The following is a 17422-nucleotide window of genomic DNA, read 5'->3' as shown; positions in this document are numbered from 1 at the left end:
GCATGAATAGTATTCATAATAAAGATATTGGGACAAAACAAAAAGCGCTTGCCATTAATCTCGACCCCTCAATTTATGGCTCGTTTGCTGAAATTGGCGCCGGACAAGATGTAGCCGCCAATTTTTTCAAGGCTGGTGCATCATCGGGCACCATTGCCAAAACCATGTCGGCTTATGATATGACCTTTTCTGATGCCATCTATGGAGTGCAGCAGGTACGCCGTTACGTAAGTGAATCGCGCCTGATTTCGATGCTTGATCATGAGTATGGCCTGTTAATAGAACGCCTGGCCAAGCAGCGTGGGGATACAACAACTTTTTTTGCCTTTTCTGATACGGTATCGGCGCTTAATTATAACAAAACAAATGATGGGCATGGCTGGATGGGCGTGCGTTTTCAGCTGGAGCCGAACGGAGCGTTTAACGATGTAGTGCTACATGTAAAATTATTAGATAACGATAATAATTTGCAGCAACAGGCAGTAGGGATATTGGGCGTAAACCTCATGTATGCCTGTTTTTATTACAATGAGATCGCTCCGGTGTTTTTGCTTTCATTAATGGATAACCTATCCAGAGACCGGATCCAGATAGATATGATCCGTTTTGAAGGACCCGACTTTACTAAGGTAGATAACCGCCTGATGAGTTTACACCTGGTAAAATATGGTTTTTCGGATGCGGCCGTTTTTAGCCCCAACGGTAAAAACCTGCAGCCTTCTGAAGTTTTGTATAAGAAGCATATTGTGGTGATACGCGGACGTTTCCGCCCAATCATTAATGTGCATTTAGATATGCTCAATACGGGTGTTAAACAATTTATGCAGGAACCCGATGTTGACAAGGAAAACGTTGTGGTAGTTACCGAACTTACCTTGCAATCATTAAAAGAAAGGAACGCCGACCTAACCGCGGAAATTGATGAAAAAGATTTCCTTGATCGGGTGGATATACTATGCTCGCTTGGGCAAACGGTAATGATCTCCAATTTTCATGAATATTATAAATTAGTGGCCTACCTGTCAAAGATCACTAAATTGAAGATGGGTGTGGTTTTAGGCTATCCCAACCTGGAATATGTTTTTTCTGAAGAACATTACCAGGACCTTCCGGGTGGTATCCTGGAATCTTTTGCCACCCTATTCAGCCGTAAGGTAAAGCTATTTATTTACCCTACTTTGCGTAATGGGGTTATCTGGAATTGCCTAAAGTTTAATCCACCACCACACCTCATGGATTTGTACCGTTACCTGATAGCCAACAACAAAATAGAAGATATCAGGCATTATAATGAGAGTAACCTTCACGTAGAAACAGATAAAGTATTACAACTCATAAAACAGGGTGTAAGCGGATGGGAAGAATTTGTACCCGCCGAGGTTGCTACCATGATAAAAGACAGGTGCTTGTTTGGGTATGCCTGTGAACATACTGCTGTAAAAGATGCTATTGCGAATGAAGGTGATAATAAAACCGCAATAGATACTGTTTAGTGCTGTTTGCCGGTTTGAATAAAACAGTAATAAAGACCATTATTCCAATACGATATACAAAGCCGCCTCACAATTATTCATGAGACGGCTTTTTTTGGTGACCAACAAATCAATGGTTAATCACTTATTTAGCAAGGATTTTATTTTGTTAAAAATATCGGTATTGTTAAAAACGCCCCTGAAATCAAGCGAATGCGGGCCGTAAGTAAATACAGGCACAGGCGTGCCGGTATGATCGTTTGTACTAAAATCACCCCAAACATAGCCTTTATTGATATTACCATCCAATAATGTTAAGCCGCCTGTTTCGTGATCGGCAGTAACAATAACCAGTGTTTCGCCATCCTCATCGGCAAAACGTAGGGCATCGCCAACTACACGGTCAAAGTCGCTGTTTTCGGTAATTACCTGCTTAAGGTTATTGCTATGGCCGCCATTGTCAATCTGCGATCCTTCTATCATCATAAAAAAACCATTTGGTGCATTTTTAAAGGTTTGGGTAACCTTTTTAAATGCCAGCGGCAAATAGTTTCCACGGCCATCCATTTTGGGCCTGGTTACGCTATCATCCATTAATGCTAGGATTTTTGTAGCTGGCGTACTTAAAAAATCATCAAAATTACGAATGACGGTATATCCCCTTTGTTTCATTTTATCAATCGGTGTTTGGCCGTTTACCTGGTGAGTAAAATCCTTATAGGCCGAGCCTAAAAATATATCAACAGGTGAAGAAACTATTTGATTTGCAATAGCCGTTGCATTGCTCCTTTCAGATTCATGCGCATAAAAGGCCGCGGGCGTGGCATCTGTTAATTCACATACTACAATATCAGCTGTTTTTTTTCCGGCATCGGCACTGTAATCTGCCAGTGAGCGTAATGGTTTACCAGCCGGATCAACACCAACGGCCCTGTCATTTGTTTTTTGCCCCGAGGCAAAGGCAGTAGCGCCTGCCGCCGAGTCGGTAATATAAGCATCGGCCGAGTAGGTAACAGAAAAGCCGATATTCAGCATCTGGAATATATTAAGCTGGCCCCGGTTGGCGGTATAGGTAGCATATATTTGCGATAAACCCATACCATCGCCGATGCATAAAATGATGTTTTTAACCTTTTTTACTTCACCATCTGATTTATAAGTGGGGTGATATACAGCATATGGCTGCGGGGCTGTATATTCAGCTCGTTCCTTTTTATTCAAAAAATCGCCAAACTCTTCAATCTTATCGGCACCAATTACATCAACTCCCAGGCGCATCATGGCCAGCCAACTGCTTTTGGTATCTGGCGTTTCCCAAAAGCGTATCATTTTGCCGGCATTATGAACACTATCTATCCCGCCTTTTACCCTGCTTACCTCCTCCGGGTTTAAAACGCCTTTACCATTCCAATGTACATATTTACTGATAGGGAAACTTACCATGCCTACCTTTTTCCATTGTGCTGTGGTAAAACCATCCAAATGGTCAACATCAAATGACATCCAGGCCGGGTAGTTAACCATTTCTGCAGCAGGCGGAACAGCGCCTGTCATCACTATAGATAACCTGCCGGGATGTCCATCGTATAGAAAATACTTTTCAAGCGGCTTAAGTTCTTTTATTACCAGTGGCAGTACAACTTTATAATCTTCTTTAATTTCAATAAGCAGTCTTAAATGCCGTTGCTGATCGCGGTTGAACTTTTCAATTAATGGATCGAGGTATAAAACTTTTAAAGACCGGCTGGAGCTAATCTCTTTTTTATCATGAGCAACCATTAACTGCCCGTTAACCGCATAAACATCGGCTTCTATAGATCCGAAACCTTTTTCATATGCACGGTAAAAAGGAATATTGTTTTTATAATCGTTGTGCGAGTGGGCATCGGCTACCGTATACGCCTTAATCTGTGCAGTGCCTGCCATGCTGATGTTGAGCAGCATAGCCGTAAGTAAAATAATTGCAGTACTGTTTTTCATTTTTATAGTAATGTAAAAAACCGGGCGCTGCCCGGTTTTAAAGGTATAAATTTAATTACCAGCCCGCATTTTGTTTCAATTGCCCCTGGCTTATCTGGATATCTTTAGGCGGAATAGGCCATACGTTGTCCCTTGCCGGATCGAAGTTGCGCGCTTTCCACACCTCCGAACCATTGGCACCATGTAAGGGTTTTGCATAAGTTGCCTGTGCATCGCCCCAGCGCACAAGGTCAAAATTACGATCGCTCCACTCACCGGCCAGCTCAACGCGGCGCTCATGTTTCAAATCAGCCATGGTAACGCCTGATTTCGCTGGTAAACCAGCCCTTACACGTACCTGGTTTAAAGCTGCATCGCCATTTTTACCCTGCATAATTTGTGCCTCGGCTTTTATCAGCAATATCTCGGCATAGCGTAATAAGGGCACGTTTAAATCAGTTGACGGTTCATCGCCGTTAGGGCTTATATGTATCCCACCTGCATAGCTAAATGGCTCCATGTATTTATTAAACTGGTAACCTGTTAAGCTATTACTTTTGCCACCAATTGGGTAAGTATAGGTTTGACCAAAGTATTGAAAAGTATCGCCATTTTTAAGGATGGTTGTCGCCAGCCTTTTATCACCGGTTTCAAACTCGTCAACCAGTTCTTTAGTAGGTTGAAAGTAACCAAAACCATTATATAGTCCCCAGCCTTTATTCTCAAGCATTGCGCCTGGTAAAATACTTTGGCCATTTAAATTGCTGGCTACAGACCATATATATTCTGAACTATAGTTATTGGCTATTTTAAATACATCGGCATAATTGGTTAATAAGGCGTGTTTGCCACTTGAAATAACCGAATCGGCATATTTTTCGGCATTGGCATAGTCTTTTGCATGCAGGTAAGTTTTAGCCAGGTATGCCCAGGCAGCTGTTTTATGCGCGCGGCCATAATCTGTCGTTGCAAGCTTATCAAAATAAGGTAATAATGAAGCTGCTTTCTTCAGGTCGGCCTCGATGTATGCATAATTATCTTTTACGGATGCCAGCTGTAGTGGGAATGCAATTGGATTAGCACGATTTTGAACCGGTGCGCCTTGTTTATCTGTACCATATAAATCGGCTATTTCCAGGTGCATTACAGCGTGCACAAAGTAGGCCTGACCCAATATAAAGTTTTTGGTGGCCTGATCCATATTGATGGCCGGAACGTTAGCAATAACATCATTTGCCCTTTTCATCACTACAAAATGTAACGACCATGGCGCGTAAATACTGCTTTCGTTACCTGTACAAACAAAGTTTTTTATATTTTCCCTATCGGCAGATGTGCGGCCAACAACCATATCGTCGCTGGCGTTGATAAGCCAAAAGTACCCCCTCCCGTACATATCCTCGCTGTTACTCTGTTTTTCATATAAGCCATTGGCTGCCGCCTGGGCATCACTGGCCGTTTTCCAGAAGTTGGCTGTTGTGGGCGTGCCTGTAGGTTTAATATTATCTAAAGTGCCTTTTTTACAACCTTGCATAAGTATAACAACCATTATACCCAGCAAGCCTTTTGTAACTATATTTTTGATTTTCATCTTATTATCTCCTTAAATTCTTGTATGTATATGATTATAAGCCTACGTTAACACCAATTAAAATTATTCTTGATTGTGGATAAAGACCTAAATCAACACCGTTTTGACCGATACCAACCTCGGGGTCCAGACCTGAATATTTTGTGAATGTGGCCAGGTTTTGTGCATTGGCAAAAACCCTGGCACTACGTACGCCGATTTTATTTATCAGCGTTTTAGGCAAGGTATAACCCAGCGTTACGTTTTTGATACGCATATATGAACCATCTTCTACATAAAAATCAGATACATTGCCAAAGTTGCCATTGGCATCACTTGCCGAAAGCCTTGGTATGCCGGTATTGGTATGGGAAGGCGACCATGCATTTTTAGCATCGGCCAACAGGTTATAATTCTGGATAGACGCATTTAAACCAGTGTACTTAACAGCATTGAAAATTTTATTGCCGGCAATACCCTGCAAAAACACACTCAGATCGAAATTGCCATAGTTAAAGTTGGCAGTAAACCCATAATTGAATTTTGGAAAAGGGGTACCTATATAGGTTTTATCGGCATCGCTAAGCTTACCATCGCCATTAAGATCAAGGAATTTTATATCGCCCGGTTTTGCATTTGGCTGAATAAGCGTGCCCGTTGAGCCTTTATAGTTGCTTACCTCATCCTGGGTTTGAAACAGCCCCGCAGTTTTGTATCCAAAGAAAGAATATAACGAGTACCCTTGCTGTAATTGAACCGGTACAAGGTTACCCCTTACTGTAGGGTTTGACAGAATAGCTTGCTGCCCTGGCAAAATATCCATGATCTTGTTTTTAATATAAGAACCATTGGCAGCAAAGTTATAGTGAAGCTGACCAATACTGTTCTGGTATTTAACCGCTAATTCGATACCCTTGTTCTGAATCTCGCCTCCATTTACAAATGGCGCGTTTGATACCCCAAAAACAGCCGCTACGGGAGGTTGAAATATAAACTGCGTATTTTTCTTTACAAATACATCACCCGTAATATTTAACTGACCATTCATCAAACCTAAATCAAAACCGATATCGGTTTGAGTTGCTTTTTCCCATTTTATATTCGGGTTTGCCAAACCATCAACAGCAGAACCCGCTATGATTGCAGCAGGGCTGCCGAGATAACCTGAAGTTTTGGTTAAAGATACAGAGGTAGGAAAATTTGGCAAACCAGCCAGGTTACCCGATTTACCATAGCTTGCCCTTAATTTAGCAAATGAAACCAGGCCATCGGCAGGAAAGAACGATTCCTTACTTATCAGCCATCCGGCAGATACCCCTGGATATATTTGTGTCCGGTTTTTATTCCCTATAATTGATGAAGCATCGCGACGAATAATGCCGTTAACAAAGTATCTGCCTTTATAATCGTACCCTACCCTGCCTAAATAAGAGATAAGGGCCGCTTCATTTTTATTGCCCTGCAAAGGCACGCCGGTAGGATTGAGCGTACCATTAATAATGTATCGGTAAGCAGGGTCTTCGCTTTGGTAATTATCCGTATTAACGCTAAAAAATTCCTGTGTATCATCCTGGTAGGTATAACCCGCCAAGGCGCTGATGTGATGATCCTGGCCAAATGTTCTGTCAAATGTCAGGGTTTGCTCGGCAAGTATGGTTCTGGAATTGTTTTGTTCCTGGAAAAGGAAGTTATCAAAAAACTTTTTCCCGGGCTCCAATATCCTGGTGCTGAAGTTTTTAATAGTTTCCAGGTTTTTAGTTACCGCCAGATTTGAGCGAAACTTTAAGCCCTTAAGTATGCTAATTTCCACATAAGGGTTTATGGTGAAGCTGGTAACCGCATCGCTGTTATCCAAACGTTTTAAATAAGCAACCGGGTTAATAACATCGCCGTAAGAACCGGCATACTGTGCAGGCACGCCGCCAAAGCTGCCATCGGCATTATAAATTGACGCGTTGGGCGGATAAAATATGGCCGATAATATAGCACCCGTATAAGCGCTTGTTGTATTGGCCCCCTGGCCGTTATTATAGGAGAACGACATGCTTTCGCCCATTTTAAGCCAATCTTTTATCTGGTGATCAGAATTTACCCTGAAGTTGTAACGCAGCGCATTTGTATTTAAAAGGATAGCATCATTTTTACGATAGCCGCCCGACACATAAAATGTCGATTTATCATTACCACCGCTTATATTAAGGCTATAATCCTGTACATGCCCTGTTCTGAAAAGCGCGTCTGTCCAGTTGGTGCGGGTAATACGCGAATCGGGGTTTACAGTTGCATCAAAAGCCGGCAGGCGGGTTTTACCTGCATTATCATAGGCAGTATTAATGGCATCAGCGTATTCGGCCGCATTTAAGGCCTGCAATATTTTTAAAGCATTTTGATTACCCCCTTTTACCGAAATATCCAGATTGGTTTTGCCTTGTTTACCACGTTTGGTAGTTATTAGTATTACACCACCCGCAGCTTTAGCACCATAAATAGCAGCATAGGAGTCTTTCAATACATCGATAGATTCAATATCATTAGGATCGATGGGACCGCCATTGTAAATAGTTCCGTCAACTACGGTTAAAGGGCCTTCATTATTAAATGAGCTTTGCCCGCGTAACCTTATGCTGGGCCCGGACGTTGGGTCGCCGCCTTCATTTAATACGGTAACACCTGCAATTTGCCCCTGCAACATTTCGGTTACCGAGCCTACCGAACGATCTTTAACGTTTGATACTTTTAGTGAACCCACCGAACCGGTTATATCCGATTTTTTTTGCGTACCATAACCTACCACTACTACAGCCGATAAGCCCGTTACATCGGCACTTAAAGTTACATTGAGCGGTGAATGATCGGCAACAACTTCCTGGCTTTTGTAACCAATAAAAGCAAACACCAGTACCTCGCCCTGCTCAACGGTTAATTTAAAATTACCATTTACATCTGTTGAAGTACCGGCCTGTGATGTTTTGCTGCGGATAGCGACCCCGGCAAGGGGGCCATCTTTATCAGATACTGTACCTGTTACTACTATCTTGGCCGGTACACGGATCACTTTTTTCCGGGAAATAATAATGGTGTTATATTTTTCCCTGTACTCCAGTTGAGTATTGGTCATTAAAGCATTCAATACATCTTTTAATGGCTTGCCTATAAATGTGCCTGCTTTTACTTTAACAGATGCTACATCATCTAATTTGTAATTGAAGGCTACGGTGTTCATAGCCCTTTTTAATTTCTCAAGTGAGGTATCCATTGTTTCATCGGCAAATTTTACGGTTACCGGCTGATCTACGAGGGATGCTTTACGCTCGGCCTGCGCGCGCCCCGGTACCAATGCTGTGAAAATTGTTAAGAGCAATAAAATTGCAGTCATTAACTTTCTTGAAATCTGGGTTAAAGTTTTTTCCATACATTTGTTTTTAAAGTGATTAGTAACCGCCGGTTTGCTTTTAATTTTGGCAGTTACACTTAGTTAGCCAGTGCCTGTTAGTAGCAGGCATTGGTTTCTTTTATATATTATTTAATATTTACTGTATCGCCTTGCAGCCTGTATTTTCTGCCATCAATAAACTGCAGTATATCCAGCACCTGGTTAATGGTTAATTTATTTGAAAACCTTACCGAATAATGTTGCTTGTTTAATTTCTTGCCGGCATATTTAAAATTTACATTATACCTGTTTTGCAGGTAAACCACTACCTCTTTAAATTCAACATTATCTAAAATGAGTTCGTCATGCATCCAGCTAAGCGAATGATCGCCGGCAATTACTTGTCTCGAAAAGCTTTGATTTTGTTTGTTATAAGTTAACTGCTGCTGCGGTGTATACATACCCAGGGTATGTTTCTGGTCGTGTATTTCCACTTTACCGCTGCTTACAAATACCTGTATATCGGGAAGTTCTTTGTAAAATTTAATATTGAAGGAAGTACCTAATACCTGGGTAATAACAGCACCCGTATGTACAAGGAAAGGCTTTAAGGCATCGTGTTTAACTTCAAAAAAAGCTTCGCCATTTAATAAAGTAACTTCTCTCCTGGTAGCACTAAATTTAACCGGGCACCTTATAGAACTACCTGCATTTAATTGAACAAGGGTGTTATCGGGTAATAACACTTGTTTCATCTGGCCTTTGGGGGCTGTAATAACCTGGTAGGCTACACTATTATCAGCTTTATGGCTAATAAATAGCCTGGAAGCTAAAATACCGGCGAAAAGAGCAATCAATACAACAGCGGCAACTTTTAACCAGGGAGTGTTTAACCTTCTGATGCGGGGCTGGCTTATGGTTTGCTTTTCTATTTTTTCCCATAACGATTGTTTGAAATCGCTTACAGGATGTTGAATATCCTGATCATGGTTAAGTTCCTGCATCAGCGTTTGTAGTGACGCTAATTCATCAGGAGAGCATTTGCCTGCATTAAATTTATCAAGTAGTTGTTTAATTTCCTTTTCTTTCACTTAAAAGCCTTTATACTTACTAAGTGACAGCCAAGGGCGATGTGTACTATAAGAAATTAAAAAAAAATATCAGCAGCAAAAATTCGCGGAAGCTAACGCCATTATACTGATGTACTATTTTTTTTAGCCGCCCCAATGCACTGCTGATCTGGTTGCGGACAGTTTGATGTGAAATACCTAATTCTGTTGCTATTTGCTGCCCATTCATGTTCTGCTCTCTGCTGCATAAATAAACCTGCCTCATTTTTTCAGGCATATCGGCAATTTCACGGTTTATTAAAAGGCTTAGTTCGGCAAAAGATAGTTTTTGGGCGGTACTGTCTTCGGCTATCGCCGGTAATTCGATAAGATCATTTAAAGACTGCGGCTGTAAACTTTGCTTTTTATACCATTTATAGGTCATATAATTAATAGAAACCATAAGGTAAGCTTCCAATGCTCCATTAACTTGTATGGTATAACGATTCTTCCAAACAGAAAGGAATAGTTCCTGTACCATATCCATAGCTTCATCCTCGTTTTGGATTTTTTTGATGGCGAAGGCTATTAATTTATCGGCATAACGCTCATATATTTCTTTGAACGCGCGGTGATCGCCACTTTGTAATTCCAGTAAAAGTTGATCATCGGGGTATTGCTTCACAAAAATTATTTTATAGGGCCAAAGTAACAGTATTGATGTTAAGGTAAATTTAAGTGTGTATTAATGCTTTAGAAAATCAAAAAAACAATCTGGCTAATTTATATGGCCGGGCATACAAAAATGGCGTTATATAAAAGTTCAAAAGCGGAATGCACCAAGCTCAAAACCAATACATTGATTTTCAATACAATTATATCAATTTATATGAAATTAATTAATATGCTTAATTTTTTTTGTTCCGGGTACATTTTCTGTACTGGTTTATTTTAGCAGAATAACACCAATTGTGCGGTTTATAGGTGTTTTAAAAAATAGAGTGTAAATGGCCGGGGATCAAAAAATCAATGCTCCAAACCAAGCATTCCTGAGATGGGCAATCACGAAGCCATTCGATGCTGTACTATTGCCGTAAAGTCATCAATATCAAAAGGCTTACTGATAAAATCGTCTGCGGCCACTTCTTTAGCCAGCAATTTACCGTTGACGTGTGCAGACATTAAAAGAACAGGTATAGGTTGTGTAGCAACATCCGCTTTCAATTCGCTGCAAATATCAAGACCGCTGCCATCCGGCAGCATAATATCGAGGATAACCATATCGGGAGGAGAGGCTTCCGAACGCTGATGAAAAGCAGTTACGGAGCCATAACTCTGCACTTCAAAGCCTAAATCAACAAGCAGGTATTCAACTAAATTGCAGATATCGGCATTATCCTCAACCAGGTATATCGTTTTTTTCATTTCCGGTGCCTTGCATTACAAACAACTATCTACATTAGTTGTTTGATTTAATTTTTTAAGGGAAGTGAAAAAAAGAACTCAGAGCCTTTACCCTCTTCGCTGGTTAGCCCAATTTTGCCATGATGCCGGTCAATGATCTCCTTGGTAAGATACAGACCAAGACCAAGACCTGAAATATTGGCAGCTCCTTCGGCGCGGTAAAAGCGGGAAAAGAGTTTCTCTTGCTGTTCGGCACTGAGGCCAATGCCCCGATCAATTACTTTAACAAGGGCATCTTCACCATATTGCGCCAGCGCCAAAGTTACTTTATCAGCATGGGGAGAATATTTAATAGCATTGGTTAGCAGGTTAATCAGGGCCTGTTCTATTCTTTGTTTATCCGCTGTTATCAACAAGGCTTGCCCTGCGGTTTGAAGCATAATCTGATGGGTTTTATTGGTGTAATTCAAAGTTTCAGCCACCTCCAGCGCCAGTTCGTTCAGGTCAAAAACCTCCTTATCAAACCTCAGCTTTCCCGCTTCTATTTTTGATACGTCAAGCAGGTCAGAAACCAAAGCATTCAGCTTTTTTACCTGGTTAAGTGCTTTGGCAATAAACAACTTACCTGTCGGCACCTGCTCCGTCCGGTCCAACACCTGTAAAAACCCTTTAATCGTAGTAAGCGGTGTTTTTAGTTCATGGCTGGCCAAAGCAATAAATTCATCTTTTTTGGCGCTCAAGGCTTTTACTTCCTCAAATAATTTGGAATTATCAAGGGCAACAGCCGCCTGGGAAGCAATGTTAGCCACCAGATCTTCATGTTCTTCGGTAAACATACCTGCTTCGGAGTGACCAAAAAACAGCTCCCCGATAACAGTACCTGACGAGGAAATAACCGGAACAACCAAATAACTAACTACTGGCAGTTGGCCTTCGGGCATCCCAAAATGCGGGGCATTATGGCCATATCTTGGGTCTTTCCGGATATCATCGATCCTAACTATACCCTTACTGCTAAAGGTTGGATTGAAGACGGCCGTATTACGTGGCGTACCAAATTTTTCAATGGCCTCTCGCTCGGCCCCCGATAAAGTAAAAAGCATTAAAGATTCTCCACGTTCATTTATGGTATTATGGAAAAAGGCTCCGAAAGCGGCACCGGTAATATGGGTGGTCGCGTCAGTAACATGCTGCAAGATAGACCGAACATCCAGTTTTTCGGATATCACTTTTCCAATTGCATTCAAAATCCCGAGTCGCTCGGCGCTTTGTTTGATTTTTTTCTCAGCTTCTACACGCTCTGAAATATCACGCGCGATCTTTGACGCGCCGGTAACAGTACCTAAACTGTCTCTTACAGGCGATACCGTGATTGAAAGAGGGATTTCCCTGCCGTTTTTACCCACGCGGATGGTTTCATAATGATCGAACTTTTTACCTGATCTGATACGATTGATAATCACATCTTCTTCTGCCAGCAACGCCGGAGGTATCAGTATGCTGATATGTTTGCCAATCACCTCCTGCTCGGTATAGCCGAAGATTTTTTGTGCGCCGGCGTTCCAGCTCATAATGATACCATTGAGGTTTTTACTGATTATAGCGTCGTCTGATGATTCAACAATGGCAGAAAGAATGGCTTGTTTTTCTTCTCCCCGTTTTTGGTAGGTTACATCAACCAGCGTATTATGGGCTCCAATAATAACATTCCGTTCATCAAATATAGGGCGCGGAAATACCAGCAGGTTCCGAAAGGTAAGGTCGGGCCGTTCAATAGTAATCTCTGCGCCCTCAAAGGATTTTCCTTCCTTTAAGGTGCGGGCCATAGGGCAGGTATCAAGCTGCATCGGTTTGCCATCGGGAGAGTAAATTTTCCATGAACCACACCACAAGTCCCGGCCAATTTCCGGCGTTCTTCCCCATAGCGCAACAGCTGCCTGGTTAAAAAAAGTTATATAACCCTGCTGATTACACGTGTATATTGCTACAGGTGAGGTCAATACTAATTCTTTAAAATTGTGATCGCCTCCGTTTGGCATTGATCTTTCTATCCCGTTTTTATCGCTCCTGTTTTCGGGTGAGCGGGTATTTAAGTTTTCCCGCATAATACTCGGTAAATAAATAAATGAAATGTAAATCTGTGACACTACAGACTTGTATTAAATAACTGCGTTTGTGCTATTTTGTTTGGCGACGATTTAAAATGCATATCGCAGTTTAATGTAAGCATTTGATGCGCCTCGCCGAAACCGTTAGAAAAAGACCGGGCAGATTAAAGTAATTATTTAACTAAATTTATTGGCTGATCAGTTGGAGCCTGAATATGATGGCGAATTCCCGAAAGTCGGATAGAATTATTCCGTTAGCTATACTGCACATTTCCAATTGCGGATGCCGTGTATTCGATTTAGTTATCAATAGATTGTCCGATACCCGTCAGAAGACAATATCATGGACCGAATTCAGTACCCGGATCTTCGCCGGTCGCTGCAGTTCCAAAGCCTCATTGGCGTTAAGTGGCAAGTGGTCGAGGGGATCAAACTGAGCCAAACCGAAAGACAGTCCCGTCAAATCTTCGATGTGTTTTACAGCAACCTGGTAGGTACGGTATTTGCCAAATACAAAATCTTCCATCATCTTGTCGATGAGGCTGGCCTGGCTAACCAGATAAGCGGTCGCACTCAACCCGCCTGATGCCTTGGGGATCACCACTACTTTCCAGAATGCCTCAGGAACAAGTATGCCCGTGTTCTGGTATTCCTTATCGTCTTTACCCAGCACCGGCCCAGTAAAGACATTTACCTTCAGACCGTTCTGACGGGCGTTATCTAAAATAAAATTTTCCAGTCCCTGCCACAGCGTTTTGCCGCTCGTGGTATCACCGGGATTTGCCGGAGCCAAGCCCTGGTTAAATTCGCGGTGTTGCGGGCAGGCATTAGACAGGTGAAAGGTGTCATTGTTGCATTTGATCGCAAAATCGATAGTTTGCCCCCAAATTGGGTCTTCTCTCCTAACCTGATGGCCAATATCGAAATCATTTCCTTTATAAAATTCTTTGGGGATCTGATCTCCCGGTTCCAGCCTGGGGTCCAACCGCCAGGTGTCGGCACCGATTTCCTTACGGGACGGTATCTGGTCTTTCAGCCTTGCCCAACTTACCGAATCTATATTCACGCCCGTGAACCATGCCATTTTCCTGGGCTTACTCATCACTACACTGAAATGATGATATTTGAGGACTTTACCGCCATTATCCTTTAATGCAGTTACCTCACCGGCCAACTCTGGTTTCACTTCCGGCATTTTAACCAATACACCTAAAAAGTCGTTAACAAAACCCACACGGTTATTGTAATCAGGATCAACCACCAGGCTGGCTTCGTCAATCGCGAATGGCCGTTGAACGGCGGTGGTAACTGCCGGCGCTTGCAATGGACTGCCCAGGGATATGCTGATATTCAGAGGAACTGTAAAAGTAAGGCTGTTGGTATTGGTATTATTTTCCATGGCGGTTAAAGGTTGAGGGTTTCTTTTTATGATAGTTGGTTTTTCTTCAGCTGCCGCCGATGTTGTCTTGGCTTCAACTGGTACACCGGTTTCCAGGATATGTTGCACGAGCGGATCGCCTGCCTTACGCTCGCCAAGGATCTGCACAATACGGCTTACCCGGACGCCTTCATTGGCCTTCCATACAAGTTTGTCCGCATCGATCTGCGGCGTTCCAGGAGCCACGGTGCTCCCATCCTTCATGATATAATTCCCAGCTGCGTCTGTATCCGGTACCCCCATATGGTGCAGGGCTACCAGTTGCCACTGGTCATTAAACACCGGGGAACCTGAGGAACCCGGTGTAGTATCGGTTTTGTACCAGATATGATCCGGGCTGCTGTCATGATCCACCACCTGGTTCTCGCGGATAGCGATCTTTTTCTCCCGACCGTCCGGATGCTGGATGATTGAAAGGTATTCTCCGAGGGCAACCTTACCCTTTTCCGGGTTGAGCAATAAATAACCGTAATCAGATAGTAGATGCTGCCCTGTTACATCTTTTGGCCGCACGGCCGTAATACTAAAATCAAGCAAAGGATCAGCATAAAAAAAAGTCGTCGGATCAAGGTCAAAAACCACCGAATTATTGATACTGCCGCTGACATCCTGCTCATATCCGAATTCCAGCTGGCTGGTATGCACATCCCCGTCCGTTGGCAGGACATGCTTGTTGGTCATCATCAATACGGGAGAGATCATGAACCCGGTGCCATAGGCAACAAGGTCATCATCCGCGTTTTTAACCAGGATACGCGCCACGGCCTTACCGGCCCGCTGACCACGCAGAAAATAATTGAAAGGTAATAGATCATTTTTGCCCAAAAGGCGCTCCAAGGCAAACTCCGGAAACTCGGCGCTTTGCCTGCGCAGCACTTCCTTCCTTTGATCGAGCAAGGCCCGAGACTCAAATTGTACCGGATTTTTACCGGAAACTGCACTAATTGCACTGTCCAGATCGGGCTGGCGGCTGATCGAACTTTGGATAAGGTCATTGGCAACTAACATAGTCAGGAATGTTAAATATTATTAAAAGCTCAGGTTAAGAAATCGGGGACAATAAGGCTATAGGATATTTTCAACTAATTTACTGAACAACAATAGGATACACAAGAATATTTTTATTTTTTTCTATATCTCTTAATGTATATTCAGGAACGGCGAACCATGCCTGCTTTCTCGAAACTATAGTCATGCTTAACAGAAAACGGGTAGAACCGGATAACGAATTGACATGGTCAAAATGCTGTATAATGTCCTAACTGGTATTTTGATATCAGGTGATCAGGCAAAAAAAGCTAATTAAGTCGGCGGACATTGTCTCGCTGCATTTTGTACTAAGTGCCCATTCCCAGGGTATCGTTGGGCAAAAGGAACTGGAAATGATGAAACCTTCTGCCTACCTGGTCAATACGTCACTGGGGCCGCTTGTTATAACCGAAAACAGTCAGCTACTTTATATATTGATTATTAACAGTTTATATAAGTCAAGTTATCGACATTTATTGATATTACTTGCCGATACAAAACTTGCTAAATATATTTTCCAGCAAATCATCGGTAGTAACCACGCCTGTAATTTCACCCAGGTAGTGCAGGGCCTGCTTAATATCCATCGACAGAAAATCGGAAGTAATGCTGCCGTCAATACCGCCTAAAACCCTTACCAGCGCTTCTTCGGTTTTTTGAAGAGCCTCCAGGTGACGGATGTTGGTTACCAGGGTTTCGTCGCCGCTGAGCTGATCTTTGATGGCAGTGGTATAGATCTTGTTTTTAAGGTCGTCTATATGGAGTTTTTCTTTGGCTGAGATGAATATAGTCTGAGTGTCTGGAAGTCCGGATGTCCGGAAGAACCCATCTATCCCTTCTAATTTTCCCTCTTTCGAACTTCCCGTACTTATCAAGTCCATTTTATTAGCCACCATAAGCATACCTACACCTGGCTTTTGCAGGCTTTCAAGGTCACTTTTTAGTTCTGCGACAGTAATTAATTCAGCATCAAAAACATAAATCAATAGGGCCGACTGGCTTATCTTCTCCATGGTGCGTTGTACCCCTATCTGCTCAATTGCATCTGTAGCCTCGCGGATGCCAGCCGTATCTATCAACCTAAAATTGATGCCCTGTATATTCAGCACCTCCTCAATGGTATCCCGCGTGGTACCGGGGATATGGCTTACAATAGCCCGTTCCTCATTCAATAAGGCATTCAGCAGGGTTGATTTGCCTGCGTTCGGCCTGCCTGCTATTACAGTATTTACACCGTTCTTGATGGCATTACCGAGCTCGAAGGATTGGATCAGCCTACCTACTATTTTGGTGATCTCATGGATCAGGCCTTTCAGCTGGTCGCGGTTGGCAAACTCAACATCCTCTTCGGCAAAATCAAGTTCCAGCTCAATCAGCGAAGCAAAATTTACCAGTTGTTCGCGCAGGGTTTGCAACTGGGTACTAAAACCGCCCCTCAGTTGCTGCAAAGCCACCTGTTGCGATGCTTTGGAGTTTGAGGCAATCAGATCGGCAACAGCCTCGGCCTGGGATAAATCGAGCTGGCCGTTGAGAAAAGCCCTTAACGTAAACTCACCTGGCTTTGCAGAACGTGCCCCTTTTTTGATGAACAACTTAATGATACTTTCAATAATATAGCCCGAAGCATGGCAGGAAATTTCAACCACATTCTCGCGGGTGTATGACCGTGGCGCCACAAACAAGGAGGCCAGCACCTCATCCAAAACCAAATCGCCATCCACAATATGGCCAAAATGAATGGTATGTGAAGCTTGCTTAGTTAAATCCTTACCCTTCCAAACGCTGTTGGCTATAGCAATGGCATGGAGCCCCGAAAGCCGAATCACCGCAATAGCGCCTATTCCGTTTGGGGTGGCAAGGGCAACGATAGTATCTTCGGAGTTGTGAGTTGTGAGTTGTGAGTTGTGAGTGTCCATAGTCGATGGTCAATAGTCCATAGCAAAAGGACTAAGGCACAAAAGTCGCAATTTAAGACCAATCTTCCTATCATCCTTTTGTAACCTAACTAAAGACCATCGTC

The 17422-nt window shown here is 42.8% G+C and carries 10 protein-coding genes and 1 pseudogene; 2 read left to right on the top strand and 9 right to left on the bottom strand.

Going from position 1 to position 17422, the window contains the following annotated elements:
• Positions 1-2 precede the first annotated feature (2 nt).
• On the top strand, positions 3-1493 hold the full coding sequence (locus AC1DO4_RS01455; protein WP_477412277.1) for a TonB-dependent receptor: 1491 nt from the start codon (positions 3-5) through the stop codon (positions 1491-1493).
• A gap of 120 nt (positions 1494-1613) precedes the next feature.
• On the opposite strand, the gene AC1DO4_RS01450 is transcribed toward AC1DO4_RS01455, so the two are convergent.
• From AC1DO4_RS01450 to AC1DO4_RS01415, 8 genes are all read right to left on the bottom strand, one after another.
• On the bottom strand, positions 1614-3452 hold the full coding sequence (locus AC1DO4_RS01450) for an alkaline phosphatase (protein WP_477412275.1): 1839 nt from the start codon (positions 3450-3452) through the stop codon (positions 1614-1616).
• 55 nt (positions 3453-3507) lie between these two features.
• Entirely contained in the window at positions 3508-5022 is a 1515-nt protein-coding gene (locus AC1DO4_RS01445; RefSeq protein WP_477412273.1) for a RagB/SusD family nutrient uptake outer membrane protein, read from the bottom strand.
• 34 nt (positions 5023-5056) lie between these two features.
• The gene (locus tag AC1DO4_RS01440) at positions 5057-8413 is read right to left on the bottom strand and encodes a SusC/RagA family TonB-linked outer membrane protein (RefSeq protein ID WP_477412271.1); all 3357 of its coding nucleotides are present in this window, start codon (positions 8411-8413) and stop codon (positions 5057-5059) included.
• Between the two features lie 107 nt (positions 8414-8520).
• Positions 8521-9465 carry a FecR family protein gene (locus AC1DO4_RS01435; protein ID WP_477412269.1) on the bottom strand — a complete coding sequence of 315 codons (945 nt, stop codon included), beginning with the start codon at positions 9463-9465 and terminating at the stop codon, positions 8521-8523.
• Positions 9466-9511: 46 nt separating this feature from the next.
• Positions 9512-10108, bottom strand: coding sequence for an RNA polymerase sigma factor (locus tag AC1DO4_RS01430; RefSeq protein ID WP_477412267.1), 597 nt, complete (start codon positions 10106-10108; stop codon positions 9512-9514).
• Between the two features lie 377 nt (positions 10109-10485).
• Complete coding sequence (locus AC1DO4_RS01425; protein WP_477412265.1) at positions 10486-10848, bottom strand: response regulator transcription factor; 363 nt, start codon at positions 10846-10848, stop codon at positions 10486-10488.
• 47 nt (positions 10849-10895) lie between these two features.
• Positions 10896-12932, bottom strand: a complete 2037-nt coding sequence (locus AC1DO4_RS01420) for a PAS domain S-box protein (RefSeq protein WP_477412263.1) — start codon at positions 12930-12932, stop codon at positions 10896-10898.
• A gap of 331 nt (positions 12933-13263) precedes the next feature.
• Positions 13264-15381 (bottom strand): DNA/RNA non-specific endonuclease, encoded by a 2118-nt coding sequence (locus tag AC1DO4_RS01415; protein WP_477412261.1) that lies wholly within the window; start codon positions 15379-15381, stop codon positions 13264-13266.
• A 272-nt stretch (positions 15382-15653) separates the two neighbouring features.
• On the opposite strand from AC1DO4_RS01415, the pseudogene AC1DO4_RS01410 reads away from it, so the two are divergent.
• Positions 15654-15800 (top strand): annotated as a pseudogene (locus AC1DO4_RS01410) (NAD(P)-dependent oxidoreductase); the annotation flags it as partial.
• Between the two features lie 84 nt (positions 15801-15884).
• On the opposite strand, the gene mnmE reads toward AC1DO4_RS01410, so the two are convergent.
• Positions 15885-17318 (bottom strand): tRNA uridine-5-carboxymethylaminomethyl(34) synthesis GTPase MnmE, encoded by a 1434-nt coding sequence (gene mnmE / locus AC1DO4_RS01405; RefSeq protein WP_477412259.1) that lies wholly within the window; start codon positions 17316-17318, stop codon positions 15885-15887.
• Between the last annotated feature and the right edge of the window lie 104 nt (positions 17319-17422).

The sequence above is a fragment of the Mucilaginibacter sp. P5_A6 genome (genome assembly GCF_056400585.1).
Note: the sequence above shows the minus strand (reverse complement) of the source record. Positions and strands in the feature narration are given on the sequence as shown.